Source organism: Tamaricihabitans halophyticus, assembly GCF_004340875.1.
GTDB classification, from domain to species: domain Bacteria; phylum Actinomycetota; class Actinomycetes; order Mycobacteriales; family Pseudonocardiaceae; genus Tamaricihabitans; species Tamaricihabitans halophyticus.
Map to the genome: position 1 here is coordinate 153,172 of NZ_SLXQ01000003.1, position 26,975 is coordinate 180,146.

Consider the following 26,975-nt stretch of genomic DNA (forward strand, 5'->3'; position numbering starts at 1 on the left):
CCTCAAAGAACGCGATTACGGGCTGTCACCAGTCGGGGTCGCAGCGGGGCGCTGGTTCGGGCGCGCAGCGCGCCCAGCCACAGGCCGTAGCCGTAGCCGAGGTCGTCCAGCCGGTGCAACAGCAGGTAGCGCAGCGGGTCGGTGCCGGTGGCACCATCGCGATGCGTCAGCCAATCGACGATGCCTTCGGCAACCGCGGCGAACAGCAGCAGCCGGCGTAGCCGGCGAGACACCAGCGAGCCGAGCACGGCAAGCGGCCACCAGTGCCTGGTCAGCGCGTGCGCGGCCTGGGCGAGTGCGCCATTCGTCAACTGCGCGTTCAGCCGCAACGACAGGGCCATTGGCGCCGGCATGGACCGTAACGAGCGCGCCGTTCGTAGCACGTTCCCGCCGAGTAGCGCTGCCGCGCCGAGCGCGCCCCACCGCCGCTGCGTGCCCAGTAGTACACAGGCAAGTGCCGCCCATTCCGGCATGTTGACGGGTGGCACGGTCTGTGGATGGCGGAGCGCGAGTGCCGCCGCGCCCGTCCCGTAGAAAGCCTTCCGCGCCAACCATGGCCCGAACTCGGTGCGATGCTCATGGGCCACCCGCGCGGCCGGCTCGTAGCGCAGCCGCCAGCCGGCGGCGTGCAGCCGGCAGACCAGATCCACGTCCTCGGCCACCCGCAACTGTTCCGCGAACCCGTCAGCCACCGCAGCGGCTCGGACCACCATGGCCGCACTCGGCACATAGGAAACCGGGCTACGCGGCACGATCAGCGCCGGCCGCGCGCCGAGATCCAATGAGGACCGCAGCCGTTCGTACTCGGCGAGCGCACCAGGGGTGGCCGGCAGCGCGACGATCCGGGGTGCGGCGAGCGCGACCGAGGGATCGTCGAACTGCGCCAGCAGCGGGCCCAACCAGCCGGGCTCGGGCACCACGTCGGAGTCGAGGAAGGCGACGAACTCGTGCTTGGCGGCGGCAAGGCCGGTGTTGCGTGCCGCGGCCGGTCCCCTGCTGTGCGGATGCCGGAGCAGCAGCGCGCCGTGCGCGGCCGCGGCGATCGCGGCCGGCTCCGTTGAACCGTCGTCTACCACGATCAACTCCGCGGCCGCCGGCAGTTGCAGCGCGGCAAGCAGCCGGCGCAGTTCGGTCGGCCGGTCGCGAACCGGGATGACCACTGATACCGGACGTTCCAGCGACTCGGACGGTAACGGATGCGCCAGTCCGGCGTCCAGCAGCCGGCGGGCAAGCGCGGCGCCGCGCCGGTCCCGAACCACCAGCCGGTCCCCGGTGAACAGCGCGCGAGCGGTGGCGTGCAGCCGCAACACCCTCGGCGGGGAACCGCCGAGCACGGTGTCCTCGGCCAGCCGGCGTACCCGTTCGTCCAGCCGTACCGCGAAACCGAGCGGCAGCCGCGCATCCGGTGGCCCCGGCAACCCGGGCGGCGGCGTGAGATGGGCAGGGCGGGTCATCCGGTGAACCCACCGTCGGCGTGCACCACACTGCCGGTGAGTGCGGCCGATTCCGCGCCGCACAGCCAATGCAGGACCGCGGCGATCTCCTCGGGGTCGAGAATCCGCTCGATCAGCTGGTGCTGGGCGAACTCGGTCACCGACGGCAGGTCGTAGAGTCGCGCGGTGGCCGCGAGCATGGGCGTATCGGTGGAACCAGGGGATACCGCGACGGCGCACACCCCACTGCCACGTAGATCCGCCGCCAGCCCCTTGATCAGCCCGACCACGGCGTGTTTCGCCGCGCTGTACGCACCGAGGTGCCACAGTCCGCGATGCGCGGCGGCGGAAGCCAGTGCGATGAACCGGCCATATCCCGCGTCGAGCATGCCGGGCACCGTGGCACGTGCCAGGTTCGCCACCCCGCGCACGCCGATATCCAGTAGCGCGTCCCAATCGCCGTCGCTGGTTTCCCACACCGGCGTGCCACCGGCGATCACCGAAGCGGCGGCGATCGCCGCGGTTACTCCACCGAACTCGCGCTCGGCGAGCGCAACGGCGTCCCGGAGCGCCTCGGTGTCCCGCACATCCGCGGCCACATCCAGCACCACACCCGGCCAAGCCTCGGCAAGTGCGGTCAGTTCGGCCCTGCTGGCCAGTGGGTAGGACACGTTCGGATCGTCCGCGCACCGGTCCAGCGCAACCACCCGCCAGCCGGCACTGGCCAGCCGGGCCACGGTTGCCCGCCCGATACCGCGCGCCGCACCGGTCACCAGCGCCACGTTGCCGGTTTGCTCGGTCACCGCAACCTCCCGTGCTCGTCGAGTTCCCACCGCGTCACCGCGGCGCGTAGCCCATCGACCAGCTGGGCGAGCAGTTCGGCGCCCTCGGCCGCAGTCGCCCCAGCCGGATCGCCAAGTATCCCGTTTGGACTAAGCTCCCGCAGCCGCCCTGCGCGCAGTTGCGGTAGCAGCTCGGCGATCGGGGTCCGGTTACCAGGTTCCGCCCGACTCATGACCACCTGCTCCGGCGCGATGTGCCGGAGCAGCGCCGTCTCCGTGCGGCCGGCATGCGCGTCTACATTGGCCGAGCTCGTGCAGGCGAACCAGGCGAGCTCCCTACCTTCCGCGCGCAGCAGCCGTACGGCAGCGACCAGTGCACTGGCGTTACCGCCGTGCCCGTTGACGAACACCAACCTGCTTGCCCAGCGGGAAGCTGACCGGCCGTACTCCACCAGGACAGTGCGCAGCGCCTCGGTTCCGATCGACACCGTACCGGGAAACGCTTCGTGTTCCCCGGACGAGCCATAGGGGATCGCCGGTGCCACCGGGATCCCGGTGCCGTGCGCAACGGCGTTGGCGATCCGCGTGTCGGTGTCCAGCGGTAGATGCGGCCCGTGCTGCTCGCAGGAGCCCACCGGAACCAGCAGCGTGTGCCCTGGGTCCACCGCGGGCCAGGGTGTGTTGGCCAGCTTCATGGCAGGTAGCCGCGTTGCTCGAGGTAGTCGAGTAGTTCGCTGGCCGCCGCGGCGGCGTTCGCCGGGAAGACCAGCCTGGGTGGTTCGTGTTCCGTCAGTGCACCGGTTAACGCTCGCACTCGCTGCCCGGGCGCCGCGCCAGCTGGCGCGGCTATCGCTCGGGTGCGCGGCCGGTAGGCGGTTCGTGCCCGGCGCCGGATACGAGTGTCCACAAAGGACTCAGCAGGGCTGGCGACCGGGATCTCCGCCTCCCGCGCGGCAAGTAGACCGGGGAGCGAGGCCCGCCGTAGCCGCACGGTGCTCGGTTCCACTGAGCACACGGCGGGCAGTTCGATCGCGAGCCGTTCCCTGCGGCCGCAGTCCAGCCTGCGTTCGGCCCGCAGTCCACCGTTGTGGCTGGTCAGCTCCACCAGGCCGAGTGCCTGGCTGGCACCGAACCGAGCGGCGAGCAACGCAGGGGTGGCACCGGTGCCCCGATCCATCGAGTAGTCACCGCAGAGCAGTAACGCGGGATCGGCATACCGGGCGCGGATGGCCTCGGTGAGTAGCCGCGCGGTATGCCCTTCCGAGGCCGGCTCGCCAGCAACCCGCAGCGCTTCGGTCGCGCCGGCGGCAAGTGCGGTGCGCAGTACCTCGTCCGCCTCCTGCGGACCAACCGTGCAGGCAAGGCAGCGCGCGTCAAGGGATTCGGCCATCCGTAGGGCGTGTTCCAGTGCGCATTCGTCCGCCGTGCTCAGGCCGCCACGGGGCTGCGCGTACACGGTGCCGGTCAGCGGGTCCACGGTGGCGAACGGGTCCACCTGGCGCAGTGCCACCACGACTAATGCCTTGCCCATCGCGTCACCCCTTCCGGAAGGCGACGCCCGTGCCGCCGTCCGGGTAGCTCCAGCTGATCGCGCCCGCCTTGTTGCACAACAGATAGCAGCTGCCGCATTCGAAACACTGCTCGTAGTTGAACAGGATGCCGCCGTCGTTGGTGGGTACGAACAGGTTCGCCGGACAGGCGGTAACGCATTCCCTTGTCGTACAGGAACGGCAGATCTCGGTGTCCACTTCGATATGCGCGCGCTCGCCAACCCGGAAGTTCACCGTGGACATCCGGTCTTCGAAGGAGATCTCGTCGTAGCGCATCATCACCTCATCCGTACGAACGTATGCCGCTGATCGCATCCCTGGCCAGGTCGCGCAACCGGACACCATGCCGTTTCGCGCTGCGCAGCAGTAGTTTCCGGAATCCGGGTTTTGGTTGCGGGTTTGTCACCTGGAATACGCCCTCAACCAGATCGCAGAGCATCGCCGGGTACTTCCGCTGTACTCGCTCGGACATCAGCAGGCCCGGCGCGCCACGCAACTTGTGGTGATCGGCAAGGACGAAGGAGCTGGCCAACCGCTCACGGTAACCGGCAAGGCCACGCGTCGAGGTGTCCCCGGCGGCGAGCGCGGCGGCAGCGGCCCTGCCCGCATACATCCCGGAGCCGATCGCGAAGTTCACCCCCTCCAGCCAGATTCCCGCGGCCAGGCACATGGCGGCAGCGTCCCCAGCGATCAACAGTCCGTTTCCGGTCAGCGTGGGCATGCTGTGGTATCCGCCCTCGGGGATCAGATGCGCGGCGTATTCGACGATCTCGCCGCCACGCACCAGCGGCGCGATCGATGGATGCCGCTTCAGCTCAGCGATCAGTTCTTCCGGGCGCACCTTGGCTTTACCCAGCTCGGTCAAGTCGACGACGACGCCGATGCTCAGCGAGTCCAGATTGGTGTACAGGAAACCACCGCCGGGAATTCCCTTGGTGGCGCCGATCATCTCGATGTCCACCCCGTCGGTGCCGCGGACGCCGAACCGTTCCTCGATGGTTTCCCTTGGTAGCGCGAGGGTTTCCTTCACGCCGAGCGTGCTGTTTGCCAGCTGGTCCTCGGCGTAGAGCCCAGCCTGTTTGGCCAGAAACGAGTTGACCCCGTCCGCGGCGATCACCACCCCGGCATCCAGGTCACCGTCCGGGCGGTCCGTTCGCACCCCGACGATCCGGCCGCCCGGATCCGTGCGCAACGCGGTGACCAGTGTCGAGGTGAGTAGTTTCGCGCCTGCCTCTTCGGCTTTACCGGCCAGCCACGCGTCGAAGTCCGCGCGATGGGTGGTGGCTCCATTATATGGTGGCTTTCCCCAGTTTTCGGTGCGAAAGTCCACGGTGAGTGCCTGGCCGGGCGTGAGCAGCATGGTCTGCCTGCGGGTGACCCAGCGCTGGATCGGGGCTTCGGTCCACCAGTTCGGGATCAACTCATCGAGCACCCGGCCGTAAACCACGCCGCCGTAAACGTTCTTCGCGCCGGGAAAGCTGCCACGCTCCAGCAGCGCTACCCGGCGGCCGGCCCTGGCGAGCTCGATAGCCGCGGCCGAACCGGCCGGCCCAGCGCCGACGATCACCGCGTCGAAGCTCGCCACGCCACGTTCTCCCTCGGCCACCCGCACCGGGCTCGACATTGGACTAGTCATCCGTCGTCCCCTTCACGCCGAGCCGATCGGCAAGCTCGGCGAGCAGTGCTGCCGCATCGGTGACAATGCCGAGATCGGCCATGGTGGTCATCGGGCAGCTCGGATCCGTGTTCACGCTGACCAGATGGCGTGTCCCGGCAATCCCGCCGATATGTTGCGCCGCACCGGAAATCCCGAAGGCGATGTAGAGATCCGGGTGGATAACCACACCGGTGGTGCCGATCTGCCGTGCGTAGTCCGCGAAACCGGCATCGGTGACCACCCTGGTGGCGCCGACCGAGGCGCCAAGCATCTCGCCGACGGCCTGTAGCATGGCCACCGCCTCGGCTCCGGCCGGCGCGGTGCCCGTGGTGAGTCCGGCGCCGGCGCCAAGAATCCGTGGTGCCTCGGCAAGGTCAGCGGTCCGCGGATCAGGCGGCAGCACCGCGACGACCGTAGGATCGGCCGAATCCACAGGGGACCAGGCAAGTTCGGTGAGCCGCGGAGCATCGGGCGCTGGGCTCGCGGTACGGGTTCCCGGCAGCAGTGTCGCGACAAACGGCCCGGTGACGGCGAGATCGTCGATTACCCGGGATCCCCAGCGGGCGAGCGCCGCGCCCTCCTCGGTGACTTCGATCGCTCCGGCGAGCAGCGGCACATCGAGCTCATCGGCCAGCCGGGGAGCCAGATCGCGTCCATCGGGTGCGGCCGGTAGCACCACCACCTGGTCCCGGAGTAGATCGGCCAGGCCGGTCGCCCAGCCAGCCGGGGCGAAAGCGCCCGCTTCGATCAGCCGGCAGTCACGCAGGGCGCTGAGTTCGTCGGCGGCTTGCGCCGTGCCAGAACCGATCAGCACCGCATGCCCGGCGGCCTCGGCCACCGTCTCGTTGGCGCCGAGTGGCGCGGTTGCGTCCCGGACCGGGATGACCGCGATCATACCGCCACCCCCGCTCGATGCCCCTCGACCACCGCGGCATGCGCCCTGCGCGGGGTCAGGCAGTCGCCAATCCGGTGTACCGGTACGTCCAATGTAGCTAGTTCAGCGACCAGCTCATCGCACGGGCGCGGGTGCGTCGCGCAGACCACCCAGTCCGCGGCCAGCTCGGTCGCTTCTCCCGTGGTGTGCCGCAGGATCTGTAGCACTACCTGCTCACCAGCGGATTCCGCGCCGAGCACAACCAGGTCGGTGTCCTGCGCGATCTCCTTCGCATCCGCGCGGATCTGCCAGGTTTCCATATCCAGGGTTATCCCGAGATCCTGGCCAACAACCATTCCGGAGGTGATCACCCGAACCGTGCACCCCCGGTCCGCGAGCAGTTCGGCAACCGAAGTTGCCTGGTGAAAGCCGAGGTCATCCACGAGCACCACGGTCCCCTGTGGACTCGCCGCACCGGTGAGTACATCTCGGATATCCACCACTTTCGGAATATCGCCCGCCCACCACGGACGGTCCGCGATTGCCCCGGTGGCAAGTACCACCGCATCCGGTTTTTCCGCGCGTACCAGGTCGAGATCGCCAACCACCCCGGTACGGATCCGCACGCCGTAGCGCTGACATTCGGCGAGCAGATTGCGTGTGATGTCAAGGAATTCCGCCCTGCTTGGCACGCTGGCGGCCAGCGCGACCTGCCCGCCGGTCCGCTCCGCGCGTTCGACCAGTGTCACCAGCTGCCCGGACTGCGCGGCGGTGGACGCGGCCTGCAACCCCGCCGGGCCACCACCGATTACCAGTACCCGTTTCGGTCGTTGCGTGGGTACTGGCAGTGGCAGGCTGCTTTCCTTGCCGGTTCGCGGATTCTCGATACAACCAAGCCAGCGGTTCAGCCCCATCCGGCCAACGCACTCCTGGTTACAGGAAAGGCAGGTGCGGATATCCGTGGCGTGCCCGGCGCGTGCTTTGGCGGCGAAATCCGGGTCCGCGATCTGGCCGCGCACCACGCCAATCAGATCGCACTGGCCATCCGCGAGTGCCCGCTCGGCCTGCACCGGATCCTTGAACCGGCCGACCCCAACGACCGGTAGCCGCACGTTCTCCCGGATGGTGCTCGGGATGAACATCGCGTAGCCGGGCGGGATATGCATGGATGCTTCGATCATGAACAGCGTCGCGGTCGCCACGCCGATCGAGGTGTTCAGATAATCCACCTTGCCGGTTCGTTCCACCAGCTTGGCAACCTCGACGGCCTCGTCGATGGTGGTGCCGTGCTCGATCAGCTCATCCCCGCAGATCCGGACACCGAGCGCGGCGCGCGGGCCGATCGCCTCGCGTACCGCCCCGACGATCTCCAGCAGGATTCGTGCCCGGTTGGCGAGCGATCCGCCGTAGGCGTCGGTGCGGATGTTCGTCGCGGGGGACAGGAAACCGCGCACGATCGAGGAATGTGAGCACTGGAGTTCCACGCCGTCGAATCCGCCGGAGATACAGTGTTCCGCGACGGTCGCGTAGCCGCGCACGATCTCCGCGATCTCGTCGCTGGTCACGGCTTTCGGTACCTCGCGGAAGAGCGGGTCGGCCACCGCGCTCGGCGCCCATACCGGCAACCGCGAGTACATACTGGACGCCTGACCGCCGTTGTGGTTGAGCTGCGCGAGGATCGGCACATCATGCGCGTGTACCGCCTCGGTGATCCGGCGGTAGCCGGGCACAACCGAGGGATTGAAGCCATGGATCAGTTTCTCGTACGGCCAGTCGGTCGGATGGGTGGAGTGTTCCTCGGTGATGATCAGCCCGGCGCCGCCGGCCGCGCGTGCCGCGTAGTAGGCCGCGTGCTGCTCGCTCGGCAAACCGTCTTCTGCGTAGTTCGTCAGATGCGCGGCGAACACCACGCGGTTGCGCAGGGTCAGTGGGCCCAGCCGGAGCGGGCTGAACAGGTACCGGTACCGGCCGCCCGTCATACCGTGCTCACCGGCAGCTGGTGCGATGTCATGAGGGCAAGCGCGGCACGCCTGCCCTCGAGTACCGCCTCGTGCACGGTACGTGGCGCGACGCAGTCGCCTGCCTTCGGCAGCTCCGGGCGCTCGCCGGCGAGGGTTTCCTCGGGCAGCCGGTGTCCACAGTGCAGTACGGCCGCGCAGTCGATCTCCCGTGTTGCTCCAGTAAACCGGTTCTCCAGGACGGCTCGATCCGGGGACACCTCGCGAAGCAGGGTGCCCTTGTGCAGGACCACGCCGGCTCGCTGTAGCCGGGCGTTTGCCTCCGCCAGATCCCCGGTGATCGCCAGCTGGGTGCCAACCACCTGATCCGGGGTGACGATCGCGGTGGGTAGCCCGTGGCTGGCCAGCAACTCGGCGGTGCCGACGCCGACTGGACCGCCAACCGGATCATGCACCAGGATCGACCCGGACGGCAGCAGCTCCCGTGGTTCATACCCGGCCAGTATCCGGGTATAGAACTCGGCGTCGTCGAGCACGACCGCATCCGCGAGCGCGGTGAACTCCCTACGTCCAGGTGAGCTGCCGGTTGCCAGCAACACCAGCTCAGCATTGTCCACATCAGACAATGTTGCTTCAGTTCCGGTGTGGATCTCGACGCCCAGTTCGGTGACCCGATCAACCAGCCAGTCGGCGAAGCCGGCAAGTCGAGCGCGCCCGCCGACCAGGGCGGCGAGTCGTAGTGCCCCGCCAAGCTGGCCGGTACGCTCAACCAACCGGACGCGGTGCCCGGCCGTTGCGAGTACCCGCGCGGCCTCCAGCCCGGCCGGCCCGCCGCCAACCACCAGCGCCTCAGTCGCTTGCGCCGGCACGACAGGCTCTGGGTCGACGGTCTCGTAGCCGGTGCGCGGTTCCACCGCACAGCTGATGATCGGGTTGCGGTTATCCCGTACCAGGCATTTCGCGTTGCTCAACCCGCACGGCCGTGGCTGGATCCCGGCGCGGGTTTTGCGCACCAGGTCCGGATCGGCGAGCTGCGCGCGGGTCATCTCGACCAGATCGGCCACACCGTCATCCAGGGCCCATTGCGCCTGACCGGGATCGACCACACTGCCCTGTAGTACGACTGGAACGGTGTTGCCGACCGCCGCACGCAGTTGGCGGCACAGCTCGATATTGAAGCCCGGTTCGGTGTGCAGATCCGGCCGGGTGGCCGAACCGGCCATCGCCGAGCCGCGCACCACAACGAGATAATCGATCGAGTCAGCGAGCTCGCGCACCTGATCGACCGCGTGTTCCGGGGTTATCCCGGCCCACGGGGCCAGCTCGTCACCGCAGAACCGGAGCCCGAGCAGTCGATCACCGAGCCGGTGGCGTACCGCGCCGATCACCTCGCGGAGCAGCTTGAGTTTGTCCGTCCCCCATTCGTCGCCGCGCAGGTTGGTGAGACCGGAGCCGAACTGCCGCAGCAAGCTGTGCTGTCCCGCGTTCAGTTCCACCCCGTCCATGCCCGCCTCGACGGCGATCGCGGCTGCCGAACCGAAACCGCCGATCAGCGCGGTGATCTCGGTGCCAGTGAGCTCCATCGGCAGCTCGCGGCTCGCCACATCGGGCACTCTGGACGGTGCCCAGAGCGCGGACTGGGAGTATGCCGATGATCCCTGCGAGCCGGTGTGGCCGAGGCCGGCGATCGCCAGGCTGCCGTGCTCATGGACCGCCTGCGCGATCTCCGCCCAACCAGGGCCACATCCGGCGGCGAGCGGCGCTCGCTCGTAGGGCCAGTCGGATGCGTGCACGCTGGCCGTCTCGGTGACGATAACGCCACAGCCACCTGCGGCGCGTCGCAGGTAGTAAGCGGTATGCCGGCCGGAGAACGCCCGGCCACGCCCGAGGTTCGTCTCGTGTGGACCGAACAGTACCCTGCTCGGCGCGCTCCGGTCGCCGATAGTGCAGGGCTCGACAAGGGAGTTCACCGCAGGTCCGCGAGGGGGCTCTCGTCGCAGGCTCGGTCCGGCATGCGCATCGATGGCAAGCCGAGCGAGACGGGTTTACGCTTACCGGTCCGCGAGTGGTCCTGGCTCGGCCTCGGCAGCGCCGTCGAATCCCTAGTGGACAGTCCGTGCTCGCCGTGGCCCTTGACACACTCCGGATCGGGGCCGTCCAGTGGCAGGCCGGTGAAGAACTTCGCCGCCATGCAGCCACCCTGGCAACTGTCATAGGCAGGGCAGGCGGTGCACACCCCACCGGTCTGTGGTTGGCGCAGCTCCTGGAACAGCTCTGATTCCCGCCACACCTTCGCGAATCCAGCTGTGCGGACGTTTCCCGCCTTGAACAGGTCATGGATGGTGAACGGGCAGGCGTAGACATCACCGACCGGATCAATCAGACACACCACGCGTCCCGCTCCGCAGAGGTTCAGTCCGGGCAGGGTTTCCGTGCCCATCGCATTGAGATGGAAGAACGAGTCGCCGGTGAGTACTCCCTCGCCGTGCGCGAGCAACCATTGGTAGAGCACGCGCTGCTGCTCGACGGTCGGATGCAGCTCGTCCCAGACGTCCGCGCCACGGCCGGACGGGCGGAGCCTGGTGATCCGCAACTGCGCGCCGAACGAGTCCGCGATGCGTTTGAACTCGTCGAGCTGGCCGATGTTCTGCCTGGTCAGCACCACGGAGATCTTGGCGTCCCGGAATCCGGCTTCGGCAAGATTGGCCAACGCGCGCATTGCCATCTCGTAGGAACCCGGCCCGCGGATCGCGTCATTGACTTCGGGCGTGGCCCCGTCAAGGGAAACCTGTACGTCCACATAGTCGGTTGCCGCGAGCTGCCTGGCACGCTCTTGGGTGATCCGCACGCCGTTGGTGGAGAACTTCACGCCAACCCGGTGCGCGATGGCGTACTCGAGCAGTTCCCAGAAGTCCGCGCGTACCGTGGGTTCGCCGCCGCCCACGTTGACATAGAACACCTGCATGCGTTCCAGCTCGTCGATGATTCGCTTCATCTCTACTGTGGACAGCTCGTTTGGATCGCGTTTTCCCGATGAGGAAAGGCAATGCGTGCAAGCGAGATTGCAGGCATAGGTCCATTCCCAGGTCAGGCAGATCGGCGCGTCGAGCCCGTACTTGAACTGCTCGACCAGCGACGGCACGGTTGCGGTGGTCATGGATCCTGCTCCACGATCATGTCGGTGGCTGCGAGTGAGTTGAGCGCGCGCAGATAGTTCGCGCGGGTCCGCTCCGGCAGGCCGGCCAGCGCCGCGCCGAGGCTGGGGTGGGAACCGAGCTCCCGGACGAAGGTGACCAGCTCCGGGGCCTTCAGGAAAGACAGCCTCCGGTTGCCGAAATGGTAGGCGAGCGCGCCGAACGGCTCGGGGCGTAGCGCCACACTCGGGTTGAGTTGATATGGCCGATCGAGGTGGAGATCGGTGCCAGTGGCGGGCATCGGAGATCAGTACACGCCGCACATGCCGTCGATCGACACCTCTTCGACCAGCAGCTCATCGGCATCGTCCACGTTCGCGGTATCGTCGGTCGCCCGCTCGACGGTGATGTCCTGCGCCATGGTGAACCTCCTCGTTGAGATTTGCCGCTGGTTATTCTCAAGGTAATGGCACTCGGTGTCGATTGGAAGGGGTGAGCGCGAATCGTGGCCGAAAGCAGTAACGTCGCGGTGCGCCGCGGCGGCCGCCGGCGCAGTACTTCCCGTGCCGCACTGGAACATCTGGCCTTCGAACTGTTCGACGAGCGCGGTTTCGAGGACACCACGATCGAGGACATCGCGGCCGCTGCCGGGATCGGCCGGCGAACCTTTTTCCGCTACTTCCCGTCCAAAAATGACGTTCCGTGGGGCAGCTTCGACGAGCAGCTCGACGTGATGCGCGCGCGTTTCGCCGCCTGTCCAGCGGAGATGCCGTTGCTGGACGCGGTAAGGGAAGTCGTCGTTGACTTCAATCGGGTGGACCAAGCCGAGGTTCCCTGGCTGCGCCGGCGGATGCGATTCATCCTCACCGTGCCCGCGCTGCAGGCGCATTCCACGCTGCGCTACGCGGATTGGCGCCTGGTGGTCGCCGAGTTCGTTGGCGAACGCCTTGGTGAACCGGCGGATGCGCTACGCCCGCAGGCGATCGCACACGCCACCCTCGGCGTGGCGATCGCCGCATACCAGCAGTGGTTGGCCGACCCCACGGTCGAGCTGACCCAGCTGCTGGATACCGCGCTGCGCGCGCTGTCCACCGGCTTCGCCTAAGAGCCCGTATCAGCTGTCGTGCACGATCACGCCGCGGATGTTCTTGCCATCGCGTAGATCCTGGTAGCCCTGGTTGACCTGCTCGAGCGTGTACTTGTTGGTCACCAGTTCATCCAGCTTGAGCTGGCCGGCGTCGTAGAGCCGGAGCAGTCGCACGATGTCGTACTGCGGGTTCGCCGAACCGAACAGGGTGCCCTTGATCGTCTTCTCGAACAGCGTCATCGCGCCGCCGGAGACGTGCACGGTCAACTTCTCCGGATTCGCCAACCCGGTGATCACGACCGTGCCGCCCTTGCCGATCGCGTCGAACGCCGCGCTCACCACGGCTTCCTCCACGATGCCCACCGTGACCAGCGCCTGATCGGCGCCCTGGCCCCAGGTCAGCTCCTCCACCTTCGCGGCGGCTTCCTCGGCCGACTGGAATGCGTGCGTGGCACCGAGTTTCAGTGCGGTGTCCAGTTTGAACTGCACGGGATCGACAGCAACCACGTGCTTGGCGCCCGCATGTGCCGCGCCCTGTACGGCGTTGATGCCGATACCGCCGATGCCATAGATGATCGCGGTGTCCCCGGCGCGCACGCCGCCCGCGTAGTTCGCCGTCGCCCAACCAGTCGGTACCCCGCAGCCGACAAGCACCGCCGTCTCCAGCGGCAGCCAATCGTCCACTTTCACCACCGAGTGCTGGGAGATCGTGGCGCGCTCGGAGAACGTACCGAGCATGCACATCGCGCCGTAGTCCGTGCCGTTCGCGGAGAACCGGAAGGACCCGTCCGGCATGAACCCGTCCAGTATCGTCGCGCCCATATCGCACAGGTTCTGCCGGCCGGTCGAGCAGTACCGGCAGGTGCCGCAGTTCGGGATGAAGCTGCAGACCACGTGATCGCCCGGCTTGACCTTGGTGACCCCGGGGCCAACATCCTCGATGATCCCCGCGCCTTCGTGCCCACCAACGCAGGGGAAGCGCGGCACGAGGTCGCCATCGGTCAGGTGCAGATCGGAGTGGCACAGCCCCGCCGCGGTGTATTTGATCAACACTTCGCCCGCACGTGGACCTTCCAGATCCAGCTCGACGAGCTCGAACGGCTGGTTCGCCCCGTAAAGCACCGCTGCCTTCGTCTTCACTACCGCCACCTCCTGTGCGCTGACCCACTTGGTTATCGCTCATTGTGAGCCGGCGCACAGTTGGCTAAGTGTGCAAATCCTGGACAGTGCCCTGCGACCTCCTTCGTCAGGTATTGATGCCCATCCTCAGGTGTTAATGCCCAGTGTGCGAATGCGGTTGTACAGGGTGGATCGGCTGATTCCCAGGTCGCGGGCGGCGTGCACCTTGTTGCCGCGGGCAGCCCGCAGCGCACGGGTGATCGCGTCGTATTCGGCCTGTTCCCAGCCGGTACGCGGGTGTATCGCCGCCTGCTGATACGCGGGCGGCAGATCGCGCGGGGTGATATCGCCAGCCGAGCGGCGTTCGACGCATTGCCGTAGTACCGCCGAAAGCTCCCGGAGATTGCCCGGCCATGGCTGCGTCGCGAGTATCTCCAGTGCACTCGGGGTGAGTCGCAGGGACCGGCCCGGCGCCATTGTGGACAGCATCGTTCTGGCAAGCGCCGGCAGTTCAGCGCGCCGGGTCCGCAGCGGGGGTAATTCAACCCGGTGTGGCAGCCGGGCGAGTAGCGCGGCAAGTTCACCCGTTTGCCCCGGCTCAGTGTGTTCGGGTGTGCCGGTCAGGGCCAGCCAGGCATCCGTGCTGTCCAGCAGGTGGCTCAGCCGGGTGGCGAGCATCCTCGGCAACAGGTGCACGTCCTCCACCACGACTAATCCCGGATGGGTAGCGATGAGCGTGTCCAGCCGGGCGCACCAGGCGGAGGCCCCAAGCGTGGGTAGGTCCGCGCCGGGCAGCCAGGCGAGCGGTGCCGCGCCGGCCAGCAGCGCCGCGGTGCTGCTGCGCCCGGTACCTGGCTCACCGGCGATCAGTACCCGGTCCCTGTTCCGCGTGTACCTGGCGATGTCCTGCTCGATCTGGCTGGGCAGCAGCCGGGTATCGGTGCGGCCACGGGGGATGGCCTCGGCGGTTTCGGTCAGTGGCGTCAGGGTGAACAGGGTGCCGACCTCGCTGCCGATCGGTTCGGCGCAGACTCGCACGCTGGTGCCGCCAGCTAGTCGCAGCCGTTTCGCGCTCGGTGACGGGCGTCTGGCCAGTTCCCGAAACAGGGCGTGATCCGTTGGATCGACCAGATCGATCGCCGCGGTGTTGGCGAACACCACGCCTGGTCCGAGCGCGAGTAATGCACTAGTACGGTGTTGCGCGGCTTGAAACGCGGCGAGTAGCAGCCGCTCGCCGTCCGCGGCGGAGGCGCACAGGCGCTGCTCGATATCCGCCACGGCGCGCACCACGAACGGGGCAAGCAACGGGTTGTCGTCCTTGGTGAGCCCGGTGATGTCCAGCACCCCGGCCAGCTGCTTGCTGACCGGATGGAAGATCGGCTGGCCGTAGCAGGTGAACTGTTTGAAGCTGTGCAGAAAGTGTTCCGCGCCGTGAATCGCGACGCCCCTGCGTAGCACGAACGGCGTAGCGATGGCATTTGTCCCGGTGCTCGCCTCGTCGAACTTGCTCCCCGGCAGTGCGCCGATCGAATCCAGTGCCTGTTCCACGTTTCGGCCGCCGAAACGCCTTGCCACGATATGGCAGTCCCGGTCGGCGAGCGCGACACAGTAACCGGTGTCCGCGAGGTGTCGTGCCATCTCGTCGAGCACCGGGCGCGCGGCGCGCACCAGCTCGGTGTCCTGGTCGATATCGTGCACCGGTAGCCGGTCGGTGCCGGCGGCTGGATCTAGCCCGCTGCGTTCCGATCGACGCCAGGAGTCCGCAATCTCGGTGCGCAGGCTGGCCTCGGTCACATCACACTCCTCGTTGAGTGGCTGTGAGCCTGTCGGGATCCCGAACACCCATCATGGCAGCGCGCGGCCGAACTATGAAGCCCCGCGCATATGTCTGGTTCGCGGTTCAGTACACCCCGGCGAGCTTGCGGTGATCCCAGCTCACCACTTTGGTCGGGGTGCACACCAGGCCAACGCGCTTGCTCGCCTGCGCGCGCAGGAACTCCTGGGCATCGCCGTTGCCGGCGCCGAGCCCGGAATAGCGCTCGGTGAGCCCGGTGCCGATCGCCAGCACCTCAGCAGGGTCTTCGATGATCGACACATCGCATTCCATCGATACGCCGGTGAGCCGCTCGTAGCTGTCGCCGTCCTCGACAAGCACGGTGGCCTGGGCAAGCCGGCGTAGGTTCGCCACCTTCTGGGAGCTGCCGTAGGTCCAGGTGGCCAGGCCGGTATCGCGCGGTACGTACCAGACCGGCGCCAGATGCGGACGGCCGTTCGGTCCGATCGTGGCGATATTGGCTACCCGCTGTTCGGCAAGGTAGGCAACTACTTCGTCTGGCGTCATCTTGATTTGCGCCCGTCGGGACACCGTGCCTCCCGTATGCGTTATCTGGATCTCCTCGTGTCCGAGGCTACGTCAGGAACGTACGCGTACTGGCCCAACTGGTTTCAGGATTTTGCCAGCACGGTGCATGCCGCGACGCCTGGAGCGCCGTAGACCTGGGTGAAGCCGACCTGGGGATCGTTCGGTACCTGGCGTTGGCCAGCCTGTCCGCGAAGTTGGAGTACGGTCTCGTGTACCTGTCGAAGGCCGTTGGCGCCAACTGGTTCGCCGTTAGCGATCAGCCCACCGTCGGTGTTCACCGGGAGTGAGCCGTCGAGCTCGGTCTGGCCTTGCTGAATCAACTCCTCCTGCGCGCCGTGTGCGCACAGGCCGGTCTCGGCCATGCCCATCACCTCGGCACCTGCCTCGCCGTCGGACAGTTGTGCGATGTCCACATCCGTCGGGGTCAGTCCTGCCTGGGCAAAGGCCGCCTCGGCCGCGGGCGTCGTTGGTGGCGGCGTGTCCGCGAGTGACACCGAGGTGCCGAACACTTCGAGCGAACCGTACGAACGGGTGCGAAGTGCGACACTGCGCAGGTAGATCGGTTCGACGCCGAGCTCGGCAGCCTTGCGCTCGGTCGCGAGGACGGCGGCGACCGCACCTTCGTCGGGCGAGCAGTACATGTACTGGGTCAGTGGCGGGGTGATCATGGCTGAGGAAGCGATATGTCGCTCACTCATGGGTGTCCGCCGGAACGCTGTCGGGTTGAGTGCGCCGTTCCGGTACGCCTTCGCGGCCACCTTGGCCAAGGTGCTGGCGCTGATTCCGTAATCGTGCATGTAGCGCTGGATTTTCATGGCGAAGAACTGCGGGGTGAGCATGAGTCCCTGTGCCGCGTACCAGTCAGCGACGCCCAGCAACTCCGGCGGCGCGCTGAAGGCGCCACGTTCGTGCTTGTCGTAGCCGACTACGACCGCGAGTTCGGCGTCTCCCGCGCGCAACGCCGTACTGGCGGCCAGCAGGGTCGAAGCGCCGGTTGCGCATGCATTGCGGACGTTGATGAACGGCACGCCGGTGAGGCCGAGATCGCCAACGACACTGTCCGGCATACCCGAAACCATCGAACCGCCTGCCGCGAACTCGATCTCGCCCCAGGTCACGCCGGCGTCGGCGAGTGCCTTCCGGATGGCATCGATACCCATCGTGGCCGCCGAAACACCCGGGTGCCGGCCGTGTGGGTAGATGCCGATGCCAATTATTGCGACCCTGTCGCCGTCACTGCGCGGCATGACTGTCATCTCCTTCGTAGATTGGCTGGAAGGCATAGGTGATGAGCTCGTGGTCGCCATCTCGCCAGAGCGGCACGGTGGTGAGCTCCATGGGCATGCCGATGGCGAGTCGGGCTGAGTCTGACTCGGTAAGCCGTGCTTCGACCCGAGTCTGTCCGGCCAGTTCGATATACCCAACACCGAACGGTTCGAAGTGTTGCTGTTCCGGCAGTCCGAACGGCGGTTTGGGGCGGAAGCCCTGTATGGTCCAGGTCCACAGGGTGCCGCGGGTGGCGAGTAGGTGCTGCTCAACGTCCATCCCCATACAGCGCGGGCAGGTCGTACGCGCGGGGAAGACGATCTCGGCGCACCCGGCGCACCGCGAACCGATGAGCTGTGGTTGGTCGGCTGGCCAGGTGAACAGCCCTGGCTCGATCGGTCGTTGCGGCAGGATCGTCATTAGGGTTCCCCTCGCGCATCGGATTCGCTGTCATTGCCGGCACTGGCCGGCTCCGTCCGCCGCTTACGGTTTTCGGCCATGCCCCGTAGTAGCGCCCACGCCAGGTTGTCCTCCGTCACGTAGAAGACTCGCCTGATCGACTGGATGCCGGGATGATCCCGGAGGTACTCGGCGAGTTCGTGCTCGTCTGGGGCGGACATCAGCATGTGCCATTCTTTACGTTCCAGATCCGCGCAGCCCCACAGCCACTGCACCGTCGCTGATTCGGGGTCGAGTAACTGGTCGGCCAGTGCCGCCGCGCCGGGCTCGAGGTGGTCCTCCACGACCTTGCCGCCCTCGGGCAGCATCTGGTGGACGAGATATTTAGGCATTACTTCGCTCCGTCCGCGACAGGTTCGGCATCCTCGATGCCCTGGCATTTGAGCTCGACCTTCCGGACCTTTCCGGTCGCCGTTTTGGGTAGCTCGGGCACGAAGCGCAGGTAGGTCGGCACGGCGAAACGCGGCAGCGTGTCGGCGCATTCGCGGATGATCTCGGTGGCGGTGAGGTCGACGTCGGGCCGGCGGACGATGGCGACCGCCACCTCGTCCTCGCCGTGTGCCGACGGAACCGCGTAGGCAGCAGATTCGAGTACGCCGTCGATCGCGTTCACGGCGGATTCAACTTGTGTTGCCGATATGTTCTCGCCTCGACGACGGATGACGTCCTTGATCCGGTCGACGAACCACAGGTACCCGTTCTCGTCGGCATACGCGGCGTCGCCGGTATGGAAACCGAAATTGCGCAGCGCTTCGACGGTGTCCCGTTGTCGACCCCAATAGCCGGTGAACATGGACCACGGTTCGTCGCAGGCGACAACCAACTCGCCTACCTCGCCCGGCCGAAGTGGCTGGTCGTGTTGATCGACGATCCAGGCGCGGTACGGCGGCGTCGGGCGCCCCATGGAATCGATCGGGCCGTCCTGGTTGAGCATCGGCAGGTTTGCCTCGGTACTGCCGTAGCCGCCGACGGTCGCCGTGCCGAACCGGCTGGCGAACGCATCGGCGGTATCGCGGGTCGGCGGCCCGATGATGCCCCGGCTAACCCGATGGTCGCGGTCGAGTGGAGATGGCTCCTGGGCGAGGATGAAGTGTGCCATCGCGAGCACGATGTGAAAGCCCGTCGCTTCGTGGTCGCGAGCTTGCTGCCAGAACGATCCTGGGCTGAACCGGCGGATGAGCACGCAACAGCTGCCGGTGAGCAGGCAGCTGATCAGATCCATGCCGCGACCGCCGACGTGAAACAGCGGCAGGGTCGTGAGTAGCCGGTCCGCGCTGGTCAGCCCCAGCGCAGTGGTGGTCCGTTCGCCGTACCGGATGAGATGCCGGTGGGGCAGGATGGCCCCTTTGGGCAGCCCAGTCGTGCCCGAGGTGTACATAATCGCCGCGGTGTCGCTGCCGGAGGCGACCGTGTCGACATCCCCGGTCGGTCGAGCGAGCAGTTCGTCCAGACTGACCTCGCCGGTTGCCCCACCGCCGGCCACGCTTGACACGATGGTTACCAGTTGAGTGCCGCTGGGCACGGCCGCGGTGAGGCTGTCGAGTAGTGAACTATCCACAATGGCTGCTCGCGGCTCAACCTCGGCGAGTACCTGAGTCAGACTCGAACCCACCAGTGCCGGATTGACCGGGACCTCGACGGCGCCCAGCTTGCTCAAGGCCGTTGCGGCATAGACGACGCGAAACCCGTTATCAGCGAATAACGTGATCACTCGATCACCCGAGCCGATACCGTGCTCGCGCAGCCCGGCGGCGAGCGCATTGGCGCGTTGATTGAGCTGCGCATAGCTGAGCTTCGTGCCGTCCTCGCTAACCGCGCATTCTCGGTCGGGCGAGTGCTCGGTCCAACGCTCGATCACCGTGCTGAGCACGTAGTCCTTGGCCGCCAACTCGAACGGTGGGCCGTCGGCCGGGCTGGCAGATCGCATAACTGACTCCGGGTGATTTCATGGATGGACTGGGACAGGTTTTAGCTCGCCTCATCGGCAAGTGCCGGCGAGGCGATCGGCTCGCTTGATGTGATCCAGAGACATTCCCGGCATTTCGTCACCCGAAGCCACCCGCGCCAGCCGACGGCGGTGTATCGCGACAGATATGCCGCTTCGCACCGCTCACATGCTTGGTCAACCTGCTCGACTGGTTCTGCCACGGTGGTAGTTGTGGGCTGGGGATAAAGCATTGGCCACTACCTTCCGTCATGTCCGTAGGTCGTACGCGCCGTTTCCGAGGTGAGGATCTCGTTGCGCACGTCCGCGCGGACGGCTTCGGGGTCCCGTGCGGACGGATCACCGCAGCCCGCGCCGCCGGCAACCTGGTACAGCACGAGATCTCGCGCTTGGAAACGCACGCCGGCACGTTTACTCAGTCGGAACTCGGCGCCGGGTTCGTCCTCCGAGTCGGTAAGCCTTCCGCTGGCGTCCGCGATGCCGGCGAGTACTTCCGGGTCGCCGAGTTCGCGTCCGGCCAGCCAGTCATCGAGCCCGTTTCGGTGGACGGTAATAGCTGCTTTCGCGCCGCCTGTGCCGCCGAGAACGCCAATGGTCTCCTGTCTACATTGGTCTAGTTGGTAGAAGCTTTCCGCGTCGACGAGCGGGCTCAACAACACCCTCGTGGCTGGCCCGCCTCGATGCTTTCCAGCGCCCGCGGTATCCGTGACGAACTCGCGGGCCAGTTGCAGAATGGGGTAGGTTTCCTCATCCAGCTCGACCGATGGCTCGACGCAATTGCCGCCCTCCACGAACATGTACCCGCAGCCGTCCCCTTCGGCATGTCCGCCGAACGGGCCCATGAAGATACGTAGATAGACAAAAGGTGTGGGCATGCCAGCCCGGTCGTCGACGCCAGCGAAGCTGAACAGTGCGACATCGTCGTAGTGCTCGGCCACGGCGAGTTCGGGCATCGCCTTGGCGAAGGCCGCCTTCGTGACGCTGATGGCTTTCTGGCCGAACATCACGTGCCCTGCGTTGGTCGACATTGGCGGCAGGGCGTGCAGGCAGTTGCCCGCCGGGGTGACGACCTGCACCGGCCGGTATGCGCCAGCGTTGGCACTGATGGTCTCCGGCACGACTACCTGTAGGCCGAGGTGTGCTGCGGTAACCGCGTCCGACCAGGTGCAGGCGTAACCACCCCATTCCTCGCGGGAGGAGCCGGAGAAGTCCACCTCGACTTCCATGCCGCGTTTGCGGACGGTGCAACGTATCGGCATCGGGTCGCCGTCCATGTTGTTGTCGAGCTGGTCTTCGGCCGTATAGTCGCCATCCGGGATCCGAGCAAGCGCCAGCCGCATGGCTCGCTCGTTGTAGTCCAATGTGTACCGAATTGCGCCGGTGTAGGCGGCCGGTCCGTAACGCCGGACGTAGCCGGAGATCATGTCCACGCCCATCGCGAGCGCAGCCTTGATCACCTGTAGGTCGTTGACGCTGATGTCCGGTATCCGGGTTTGTGTAGTGAACAGTTCCAACGTCTCGCGGACCAGCTCGCCTTCTTGATACAGCAATCGCGGCGAGATACGCAGACCCTCGGCGTACATATCGTGTTGTACGCCGGGCCCGAAACCGGTGGGGACCGGGCCGCCGATGTCCAGCCAATGCGTGATCGCGGCGGCGAATCCCATCAGCGCGCCATCGACGAAGATCGGCATCACCGTGCCGACATCATTGATGTGACTACCGCCGCGGAACGGGTCGTTGTAGAGCAACACATCGCCAGGTCTGAACCGCTCCGCACCCCAGTGCTCGATCGCCATCCTGGCGTAGAACTGGTTGATCACGTAATGGCCCGGCGCGGCCGTACCCATCGCGATCGCGTCGAAGTCCAGATCGGCCGCTTCGTCACGGGGCGCGAGCAGGCCGATGCCGAAGTCGTTCATCTCACTGAGCGCCGGGCTCAGCGAACCAGTGTTGATCTTGATCTGCATCTGCACGGCGATGTGTTCCAGTGCGTGCCGGATCACCTCGGCGGTGGTGCGGTCGGTACCGTAGTGCTCCTGAATTTCCGTTGCGCTCAGTGCTGCGGAGCGGGACACGGTGCTGCTCATGCTTGCCCCCTGGTATCGATCACGATGTCGCCAACTTCGGTCACGCTGGCCACGTCGCCTGGGACGAGTGTTGTTGTCGAGGTCGGCGCCGCGATGATTCCGGGGCCGGTGAGGACTTGACCGGGTGTCAGTTTGTCGGCTTGGTAGATGGGCGTGTCGACGTGCCGTTTGCCGGCGATCGTCACGTCCCGGTGCTGGATATGGCTATCCCCGTCGTTCGACGACGGCAGTGGTGGCGGCAGCAGTTCTCGGTTGTCGCTGGCTATCGCCCGAACGCGCAACGTCTGCACGTAGATCGGCGCCGGCAGTCGGTAGCCGTACTGTCGTTGGTGTGCGGCGCCGAAGGCGTCGGCCAGGTGCTTCATCGGATCGTCGTGGCCGGGATCGACCAGCGCGGCCAGTTCCCAGCGCTGACCCAGGTAGGTCGCATCCACATGGCATTCGATGTGGATCTCACCGTTGGTGCGGTTCCTGAGCTGGTCACTGAGCCGGTGTGCACGGGCCTTGGCGCGCGCGAAGATGTCCCTGGCCAGCTCCTCCGTCACGATCGACATGATCGGCGTGACGTCCTCTTCGAAGGCGACGGCGGAAAGCAGGCCGTAGGCGGAGAACACGCCGGAAAGCGCCGGAATCACCACTTGGGGGATTTCCAGTGTCCGAGCAACTTGGGTGGCGACGAGGCCGCCGGCGGCGCCGTAGGCGAGTAGGCCGAACTCACGTGGATCGACACCGCGATAGATCGTCAGCCGTCGTACCGCTTCCGCCATATTGTGCACGGCGATATCGACTACGGTCCCAGCCAGTTCGGTCGGGCTGGCGTCGATCGCGGTGGCCAGCGTGGCGAAGACGCCTTCGGCCGCCGCCAGATCGGGTTCGATTTCCCCACCGATCGCGGCCGTTGGGTCGAGCATGCCGAGCAGCAGAAAGGCGTCGGTCACCGTCGGTTGCGTACCGCCACGGCCGTAGCAGGCCGGCCCCGGGTTGCTACCCGCGCTGTGCGGGCCGACGCTGAGTCCGCCAGCCTCGTCGATAGTGGCGATACTTCCGCCGCCGGCGCCGATGCTGTGCAGTTCCAGTACGGGCAGACTCACGATCAGGTCATGCTCGAGTTCGAGTTCGCGGTTGACCGATAGCCGGTTGTCGACGACCAGCCCCACGTCGGTACTCGTGCCGCCCATGTCAAAGCCGACCAGATGCGGCATCTGTAGCCGCTGCGCGTAAGCCTGCACGCCCATCAGGCCGCCGACGGGTCCACTGTTGAGTGTCGTGACTGGACGCGTGGTGACCTCGGCTGGGGAACTCAGGCCGCCGTCGTTTGTCATAAAGGTCAATGGCGCGTCCCGGCCAGTCGCGCGAAGACTTTCTTCGACCGTCGTCGTGTAGCCGGCCATCTCGGGTTGTACGTAGGCGTTCAGTGCACAGGTGGAGAACCGGTTGTACTCCCTGGGAAACGGCGCGATCTCGGCCGAAGAGCTCACGCTCACGTCCGGGAAGTGTTGGCGGACGAGTTCGACGGCGCGCTGCTCGTGCCGGGGGTGCTTGTATGAATGGAGGAAGCCGATCGCGATGCTCCGACACCCATCCGCGACCAGGCGCCGAACCTGGTCAAGTAGGTCCTGTTCGTTGAGTTCGATGAGGGTTTCGCCGGTTGCCGTGACTCGTTCGTGGACGGTCCGGCGGCGAGCACGTTCCACGATCGGTCGCAGTTCGTGTGGCCGTCGCCAGCGCGCGTCGATCAGTGACTCGGCTGGTCGCCAACCTCGTGCCATATCAAGAAGGTCACGGAATCCGGTCGTGGTTACGAAGCCCACGTCCGCGCCGCGGCGCGTCAAGATGGCATTGAGCGCGACAGTGGTGCCATGCACGATCTCATCGATCCGCTGTCCTTCGGTCGTCGTCTTGTCGAGTGCCCGAAGTAATCCGTTGGCGAGTTCCCCGTGTGTTGTGGTGGATTTCGCGGCGGCTCGGACGCGGTTGCCCTCGGCGACAACAACGTCGGTGAAGGTCCCGCCGGTATCGATTCCCACTCGAAGGTTCATAACTCGAGCTCCAGTACTCGCCGTCATCGGCGCTTGCCCTACTGCGGATGACCGACCTCGGTCTTGCCGACGGATGTTTCCCGGTGAAGACCTGCGAGTGGGACGGCTACGGCCGCACCTGGCGCATCAGCACAAGCGGTGGGCGCATGAGGCGAAGGGGATTTGTGGCATGGGCTATTCTCGCGGGAAGGTGGCGATGCAACGGCGCACGCTGACTGAGTGGTGCGCGCGAAAGGCTCGTCGATCTGACTAGCGGCGACATCGGAGGTGTGCCCGCGTTGTCCAGCGAAACCTACCTAGTTGATCGGGCTGCCACGGACGAGGTCGCGCCCCGTGACCGCCCCGAGTTCTGGAGTGAGTCGACCGCTGCCTATCAGTGCCGAGCCAGTCACCGGTACATCCGGCCGCATGAGTTCACGGCACGGGCTACGCGACAGCGCACGACCAGTTACCAGCTTGTCGAATGGGAGGTTGACCAGCCTGAATGGGTCTACCGCACCCGTTTGCAGGTTAGGCAGGACTGCGACGAGAACTATCGGCTCATGTTGCCGGTCTCCGGGACGATGCAGATTTTCGGTCAGCGGGGCGAGCTTGCCACGCCAGTCGGCCACGGTGCGGTATTCACGGTTGATACACCCTTTCGAATGATGCTTGGGCCTGCCAACCGTGGTGTCATCCTGACCTTCTCGCGTCAGGAGTTGGAGCGCAAGTTGAACCGATCGGCGCCACCGATAGCGCTGCTGAACCTGCGCCTTGGCTTGGGCGGCGTTCTCGCTGACATGCTCACCAGGCTTGCCACCGAGCGCGAACACCTTGGCAGTTGGCAATTCGACGCGGTCTGCGAGCGGATCGTGGAGATACTGAGTCTGCTCGTACTTGGCGACGATAGGCCGAGCGTGACCAGCTACTCAGTCGAGATTGAGCACGCGGTGCGGCGGTATGTTCGGGAGCATGCGGGCGATCGGTTGTTGACCGGGAGCAAGATCGCGATGGCGCTTGGCTGGTCCCTGCGCCACGTGCAGCGGTCTTTGCAGGAGGTTGGCACCACTCCGCAAGAGGTGATCAGGCAAGAGCGATTGGGCTTGGCGATGCGTATGGTGCAGGCTCCGAAAGACCGGTGCATGACGCTTACCGAGATCGCCAATCGTTGTGGCTTTACCTCGTTGAGTACGTTCAGTACCCAGTTCCGGCAGCAGTACGGCGCGGCGCCGCGGGAGTTTCGCTGAACGGACCTCGGGAGGGTGTCACGTATTTCGGTCGGAACCCATTCCCGCGGCGCCGCCGGGACCAACCGGTTGGGAAGCGGCCGCGCCCCTGGTGGCGATATCGGCAAGTGCCTCGCGATCGGCACGCGGAATCAACGGGCGGCTGCCCAGTTCGATGATCGCCGGGAGTGTCGATCTGATCAGCTTGAGCACGCCGACGATCCCCGGGGTGTGCACGGCGCGGGCGCGGTGCCGGATGCCGCGCGCCAGGTCGTCGACCACAGCGGACACCGGATGGGTTTTGCCGAGTGGGCCCGGCATGGCGGCCCGGAGCCTACCGAAGACCGGGTGCTCGTCCGCGCCGGTGACCAGGTCCGTGCGAATCCACGATGGATGCGCGACCCCGACCGCGACGCCGAGGTGTCGGACCTCGGCGCGCAGGCTGTTCGCGAAGGCTTCCACGCCGGCTTTGGCCGCAGCGTAGGGCGCCATTCCCGGCGCGTGCGCGATTGCCGCGAGCGAGGAGATCGCGAGCAGGTACCCGCGCGCTTCGATGACATGCGGCAGGGCGACCCGGAAGGTGCGCCAGACGCCAAGCAGGTCGATCTCCACGGTGCGCTCAAACGCGGCTGGATCGATCGAGCGGACGAAACCAGTGGCGGCCACGCCCGCGTTGGCCACCACCACGTCCAGCCGGCCGAACCTCGCCACCGCCGCCTCGACGGCCGCCTCCAGTTCCGACCAGCTGGTGACATCCGCTTCCCAGGCCGCGGCCTCGGCGCCGCATTGCTTGGCCACCGCGCGCAGTTGTTCGCCCTCGAGGCCAACCAGCGCCAGCCGCGCGCCGTCCGCGGCGAGCCGTTTGGCGAGCTCCGCGCCGATCCCCCGTGCTGCCCCGGTGAGCAGCACAACCTTGCCGGCCATGCTGGGCGTCCTGCGCGGTAGGCGGAAAGGTGAACGCATGGCTACCTCCTCGGTCGCCGAAGCTAACTTACTAGTAGTAACCTACCAATAGTAAGGTATCTGCTCGCTCGATGGAATGCATGCTTCGCGTGCGGTGTTCTTGCTGCGCGTAGGCCTACGTCGAGGAGGTGCCGGTGACATCCGCAATGCAGCGATATGACCTGGGACGGGTGGGGATCTGGAGCGGTGCACCGGATTGGAGTCGCCCGGAGGCCGCCGATGTCGCCGCGGAGCTCGACGAACTCGGCTTCGGCGCGCTCTGGCTCGGCCTGTCCCGCGCCGATCTCGCGGTGCACGAGCGGTTGCTCGCGGCCACCAGCAGGCTGACTCTGGCCACCGGGATCGTGAACATCTGGACCGAACCGAGCGCGCAGGTCGTCGGGAGCTATCACCGGGTGGTCACGGCGTATCCGGATCGGCTGCTGCTCGGGCTCGGTTCGGGGCACAAGGTGATGGTCGAGGCGATGACCTCGTACACCTACGAGCGCCCCTACTCCGCGCTTGCTTCCTATGTGGACGAGTTGGACAGCGCGGAAACGCCAGTCCCCAAGGAGAATCGGGTACTGGCCGCACTTGGTCCGCGCACATTGCGGTTGGCGGGGGCGCGCTCAGCCGGGGCCCACCCTTATCTGAGTACTGCCGAGCACACCCGAACGGCGCGGGAGATTCTTGGGCCCGAGCCGTTGCTCGCCCCGGAGTTGAAAGTGGTGCTGGATGCCGATCCGACCCGGGCAAGGGCGACCGCGCGGGCAGGCGTCGGTCCTTACCTCCAGCTGCCGAACTATACGAATAACCTGCTGCGGCTTGGTTTCTCGGTCGATGACTTCGCGGACGGTGGCAGCGATCGGTTGATCGACGCGTTGGTCGGTTGGGGTAAACCGGATGCGGTGCGCGCGAAGATCGCCGAGCACCACGATGCCGGCGCCGATCACGTCTGTGTCCAGGTGCTCAGTGACTCGGCGGGGCCGCCGGTCGCCGGGTACCGCGCTCTGGCCGAAGCGCTGGCCTGACCGGCCATCCGGCTCGGGTAGTCTTCGCGGCATTCAGGTCAA

The 26,975-nt window shown here is 66.5% G+C and carries 25 protein-coding genes; 3 read left to right on the forward strand and 22 right to left on the reverse strand.

From position 1 onward, the window contains the following. Window positions 1-2: 2 nt before the first annotated feature. Genes mftF through mftA form a run of 12 tightly spaced genes read right to left on the reverse strand, consistent with a single transcriptional unit; the run spans window position 3 to window position 11,809 of the window. Window positions 3-1,454: a mycofactocin biosynthesis glycosyltransferase MftF gene (gene mftF / locus EV191_RS11105; RefSeq protein ID WP_132876895.1), complete on the reverse strand. Its 1,452-nt coding sequence runs from the start codon at window positions 1,452-1,454 to the stop codon at window positions 3-5. Continuing rightward, window positions 1,451-2,236, reverse strand: coding sequence for a mycofactocin-coupled SDR family oxidoreductase (locus tag EV191_RS11110; protein ID WP_132876896.1), 786 nt, complete (start codon window positions 2,234-2,236; stop codon window positions 1,451-1,453). Before EV191_RS11110 ends, mftF begins: the two co-directional genes overlap by 4 nt. After that, window positions 2,233-2,910 carry a mycofactocin biosynthesis peptidyl-dipeptidase MftE gene (mftE, locus tag EV191_RS11115; protein ID WP_132876897.1) on the reverse strand — a complete coding sequence of 226 codons (678 nt, stop codon included), beginning with the start codon at window positions 2,908-2,910 and terminating at the stop codon, window positions 2,233-2,235. The genes EV191_RS11110 and mftE overlap by 4 nt, the downstream gene beginning before the upstream one ends. After that, complete coding sequence (locus EV191_RS11120; protein WP_132876898.1) at window positions 2,907-3,746, reverse strand: mycofactocin-associated electron transfer flavoprotein beta subunit; 840 nt, start codon at window positions 3,744-3,746, stop codon at window positions 2,907-2,909. Before EV191_RS11120 ends, mftE begins: the two co-directional genes overlap by 4 nt. A 4-nt stretch (window positions 3,747-3,750) precedes the next feature. Beyond that, a complete protein-coding gene (locus EV191_RS11125; protein WP_132877137.1) occupies window positions 3,751-4,044 on the reverse strand; it encodes a ferredoxin family protein in 294 nt (97 codons plus the stop codon). A 4-nt stretch (window positions 4,045-4,048) separates the two neighbouring features. Then, a complete protein-coding gene (locus EV191_RS11130; RefSeq protein ID WP_132876899.1) occupies window positions 4,049-5,401 on the reverse strand; it encodes an FAD-dependent oxidoreductase in 1,353 nt (450 codons plus the stop codon). Next, the gene (locus EV191_RS11135; protein ID WP_132876900.1) at window positions 5,394-6,317 is read right to left on the reverse strand and encodes a mycofactocin-associated electron transfer flavoprotein alpha subunit; all 924 of its coding nucleotides are present in this window, start codon (window positions 6,315-6,317) and stop codon (window positions 5,394-5,396) included. Before EV191_RS11135 ends, EV191_RS11130 begins: the two co-directional genes overlap by 8 nt. After that, window positions 6,314-8,275, reverse strand: coding sequence for a mycofactocin system FadH/OYE family oxidoreductase 2 (locus EV191_RS11140; RefSeq protein ID WP_132876901.1), 1,962 nt, complete (start codon window positions 8,273-8,275; stop codon window positions 6,314-6,316). The genes EV191_RS11135 and EV191_RS11140 overlap by 4 nt, the downstream gene beginning before the upstream one ends. Continuing rightward, entirely contained in the window at window positions 8,272-10,224 is a 1,953-nt protein-coding gene (locus tag EV191_RS11145; RefSeq protein ID WP_132876902.1) for a mycofactocin system FadH/OYE family oxidoreductase 1, read from the reverse strand. Before EV191_RS11145 ends, EV191_RS11140 begins: the two co-directional genes overlap by 4 nt. Further along, a complete protein-coding gene (gene mftC, locus EV191_RS11150; RefSeq protein ID WP_132876903.1) occupies window positions 10,221-11,411 on the reverse strand; it encodes a mycofactocin radical SAM maturase in 1,191 nt (396 codons plus the stop codon). Before mftC ends, EV191_RS11145 begins: the two co-directional genes overlap by 4 nt. Continuing rightward, entirely contained in the window at window positions 11,408-11,689 is a 282-nt protein-coding gene (mftB, locus tag EV191_RS11155; protein WP_132876904.1) for a mycofactocin biosynthesis chaperone MftB, read from the reverse strand. Before mftB ends, mftC begins: the two co-directional genes overlap by 4 nt. Window positions 11,690-11,695: 6 nt before the next feature. Further along, complete coding sequence (gene mftA / locus EV191_RS11160) at window positions 11,696-11,809, reverse strand: mycofactocin precursor MftA (RefSeq protein ID WP_132876905.1); 114 nt, start codon at window positions 11,807-11,809, stop codon at window positions 11,696-11,698. A gap of 84 nt (window positions 11,810-11,893) precedes the next feature. Here mftA and mftR point away from each other — a divergent pair, with 84 nt between their 5' ends. Then, a complete protein-coding gene (gene mftR, locus EV191_RS11165) occupies window positions 11,894-12,493 on the forward strand; it encodes a mycofactocin system transcriptional regulator (RefSeq protein ID WP_132876906.1) in 600 nt (199 codons plus the stop codon). Window positions 12,494-12,502: 9 nt separating this feature from the next. Here the strand turns inward: mftR and EV191_RS11170 are convergent, their stop codons facing one another. From EV191_RS11170 to EV191_RS11210, 9 genes are all read right to left on the reverse strand, one after another. Continuing rightward, the gene (locus tag EV191_RS11170) at window positions 12,503-13,615 is read right to left on the reverse strand and encodes an NDMA-dependent alcohol dehydrogenase (protein ID WP_132876907.1); all 1,113 of its coding nucleotides are present in this window, start codon (window positions 13,613-13,615) and stop codon (window positions 12,503-12,505) included. 126 nt (window positions 13,616-13,741) lie between these two features. Further along, entirely contained in the window at window positions 13,742-15,388 is a 1,647-nt protein-coding gene (locus EV191_RS11175) for a sigma-54-dependent Fis family transcriptional regulator (RefSeq protein WP_132876908.1), read from the reverse strand. Window positions 15,389-15,494: 106 nt separating this feature from the next. Further along, complete coding sequence (locus EV191_RS11180) at window positions 15,495-15,959, reverse strand: pyridoxamine 5'-phosphate oxidase family protein (protein WP_132876909.1); 465 nt, start codon at window positions 15,957-15,959, stop codon at window positions 15,495-15,497. 80 nt (window positions 15,960-16,039) lie between these two features. Beyond that, complete coding sequence (locus tag EV191_RS11185; RefSeq protein WP_132876910.1) at window positions 16,040-17,203, reverse strand: thiolase family protein; 1,164 nt, start codon at window positions 17,201-17,203, stop codon at window positions 16,040-16,042. Next, window positions 17,190-17,642 carry a Zn-ribbon domain-containing OB-fold protein gene (locus EV191_RS11190; RefSeq protein ID WP_132876911.1) on the reverse strand — a complete coding sequence of 151 codons (453 nt, stop codon included), beginning with the start codon at window positions 17,640-17,642 and terminating at the stop codon, window positions 17,190-17,192. Before EV191_RS11190 ends, EV191_RS11185 begins: the two co-directional genes overlap by 14 nt. Beyond that, window positions 17,642-18,013: a hypothetical protein gene (locus EV191_RS11195; protein ID WP_132876912.1), complete on the reverse strand. Its 372-nt coding sequence runs from the start codon at window positions 18,011-18,013 to the stop codon at window positions 17,642-17,644. Before EV191_RS11195 ends, EV191_RS11190 begins: the two co-directional genes overlap by 1 nt. After that, window positions 18,013-19,608 (reverse strand): AMP-binding protein, encoded by a 1,596-nt coding sequence (locus EV191_RS11200; RefSeq protein ID WP_132876913.1) that lies wholly within the window; start codon window positions 19,606-19,608, stop codon window positions 18,013-18,015. The genes EV191_RS11195 and EV191_RS11200 overlap by 1 nt, the downstream gene beginning before the upstream one ends. 257 nt (window positions 19,609-19,865) lie before the next feature. Beyond that, window positions 19,866-21,716 (reverse strand): hydantoinase B/oxoprolinase family protein, encoded by a 1,851-nt coding sequence (locus tag EV191_RS11205; protein WP_132876914.1) that lies wholly within the window; start codon window positions 21,714-21,716, stop codon window positions 19,866-19,868. Continuing rightward, window positions 21,713-23,755 (reverse strand): hydantoinase/oxoprolinase family protein, encoded by a 2,043-nt coding sequence (locus tag EV191_RS11210; protein WP_165912915.1) that lies wholly within the window; start codon window positions 23,753-23,755, stop codon window positions 21,713-21,715. Before EV191_RS11210 ends, EV191_RS11205 begins: the two co-directional genes overlap by 4 nt. 278 nt (window positions 23,756-24,033) lie before the next feature. Here EV191_RS11210 and EV191_RS11215 point away from each other — a divergent pair, with 278 nt between their 5' ends. After that, window positions 24,034-24,981 carry an AraC family transcriptional regulator gene (locus tag EV191_RS11215; RefSeq protein WP_132876916.1) on the forward strand — a complete coding sequence of 316 codons (948 nt, stop codon included), beginning with the start codon at window positions 24,034-24,036 and terminating at the stop codon, window positions 24,979-24,981. Window positions 24,982-24,999: 18 nt separating this feature from the next. On the opposite strand, the gene EV191_RS11220 is transcribed toward EV191_RS11215, so the two are convergent. Continuing rightward, window positions 25,000-25,923 (reverse strand): short-chain dehydrogenase/reductase, encoded by a 924-nt coding sequence (locus EV191_RS11220; RefSeq protein ID WP_132876917.1) that lies wholly within the window; start codon window positions 25,921-25,923, stop codon window positions 25,000-25,002. Window positions 25,924-26,057: 134 nt separating this feature from the next. Here EV191_RS11220 and EV191_RS11225 point away from each other — a divergent pair, with 134 nt between their 5' ends. Further along, window positions 26,058-26,933, forward strand: coding sequence for an LLM class F420-dependent oxidoreductase (locus EV191_RS11225; RefSeq protein WP_243658888.1), 876 nt, complete (start codon window positions 26,058-26,060; stop codon window positions 26,931-26,933). The last annotated feature ends 42 nt before the right edge of the window (window positions 26,934-26,975 follow it).

Excerpts from the sequence above, each read along its gene's own strand:
- mftE (WP_132876897.1), bottom strand. The coding sequence starts at position 2,910 with ATGAAGCTGGCCAACACACCCTGGCCCGCGGTGGACCCAGGGCACACG.
- EV191_RS11190 (WP_132876911.1), bottom strand. The coding sequence starts at position 17,642 with ATGACGATCCTGCCGCAACGACCGATCGAGCCAGGGCTGTTCACCTGG.
- mftA (WP_132876905.1), bottom strand. The coding sequence starts at position 11,809 with ATGGCGCAGGACATCACCGTCGAGCGGGCGACCGACGATACCGCGAAC.
- EV191_RS11200 (WP_132876913.1), bottom strand. The coding sequence starts at position 19,608 with ATGCGATCTGCCAGCCCGGCCGACGGCCCACCGTTCGAGTTGGCGGCC.
- EV191_RS11120 (WP_132876898.1), bottom strand. The coding sequence starts at position 3,746 with ATGGGCAAGGCATTAGTCGTGGTGGCACTGCGCCAGGTGGACCCGTTC.
- mftB (WP_132876904.1), bottom strand. The coding sequence starts at position 11,689 with ATGCCCGCCACTGGCACCGATCTCCACCTCGATCGGCCATATCAACTC.
- EV191_RS11140 (WP_132876901.1), bottom strand. The coding sequence starts at position 8,275 with ATGACGGGCGGCCGGTACCGGTACCTGTTCAGCCCGCTCCGGCTGGGC.
- EV191_RS11130 (WP_132876899.1), bottom strand. The coding sequence starts at position 5,401 with ATGACTAGTCCAATGTCGAGCCCGGTGCGGGTGGCCGAGGGAGAACGT.
- EV191_RS11135 (WP_132876900.1), bottom strand. The coding sequence starts at position 6,317 with ATGATCGCGGTCATCCCGGTCCGGGACGCAACCGCGCCACTCGGCGCC.
- EV191_RS11195 (WP_132876912.1), bottom strand. The coding sequence starts at position 18,013 with ATGCCTAAATATCTCGTCCACCAGATGCTGCCCGAGGGCGGCAAGGTC.
- EV191_RS11210 (WP_165912915.1), bottom strand. The coding sequence starts at position 23,755 with ATGAACCTTCGAGTGGGAATCGATACCGGCGGGACCTTCACCGACGTT.
- mftF (WP_132876895.1), bottom strand. The coding sequence starts at position 1,454 with ATGACCCGCCCTGCCCATCTCACGCCGCCGCCCGGGTTGCCGGGGCCA.
- EV191_RS11125 (WP_132877137.1), bottom strand. The coding sequence starts at position 4,044 with ATGATGCGCTACGACGAGATCTCCTTCGAAGACCGGATGTCCACGGTG.
- EV191_RS11185 (WP_132876910.1), bottom strand. The coding sequence starts at position 17,203 with ATGCCGCGCAGTGACGGCGACAGGGTCGCAATAATTGGCATCGGCATC.
- EV191_RS11205 (WP_132876914.1), bottom strand. The coding sequence starts at position 21,716 with ATGAGCAGCACCGTGTCCCGCTCCGCAGCACTGAGCGCAACGGAAATT.
- EV191_RS11220 (WP_132876917.1), bottom strand. The coding sequence starts at position 25,923 with ATGCGTTCACCTTTCCGCCTACCGCGCAGGACGCCCAGCATGGCCGGC.
- mftC (WP_132876903.1), bottom strand. The coding sequence starts at position 11,411 with ATGACCACCGCAACCGTGCCGTCGCTGGTCGAGCAGTTCAAGTACGGG.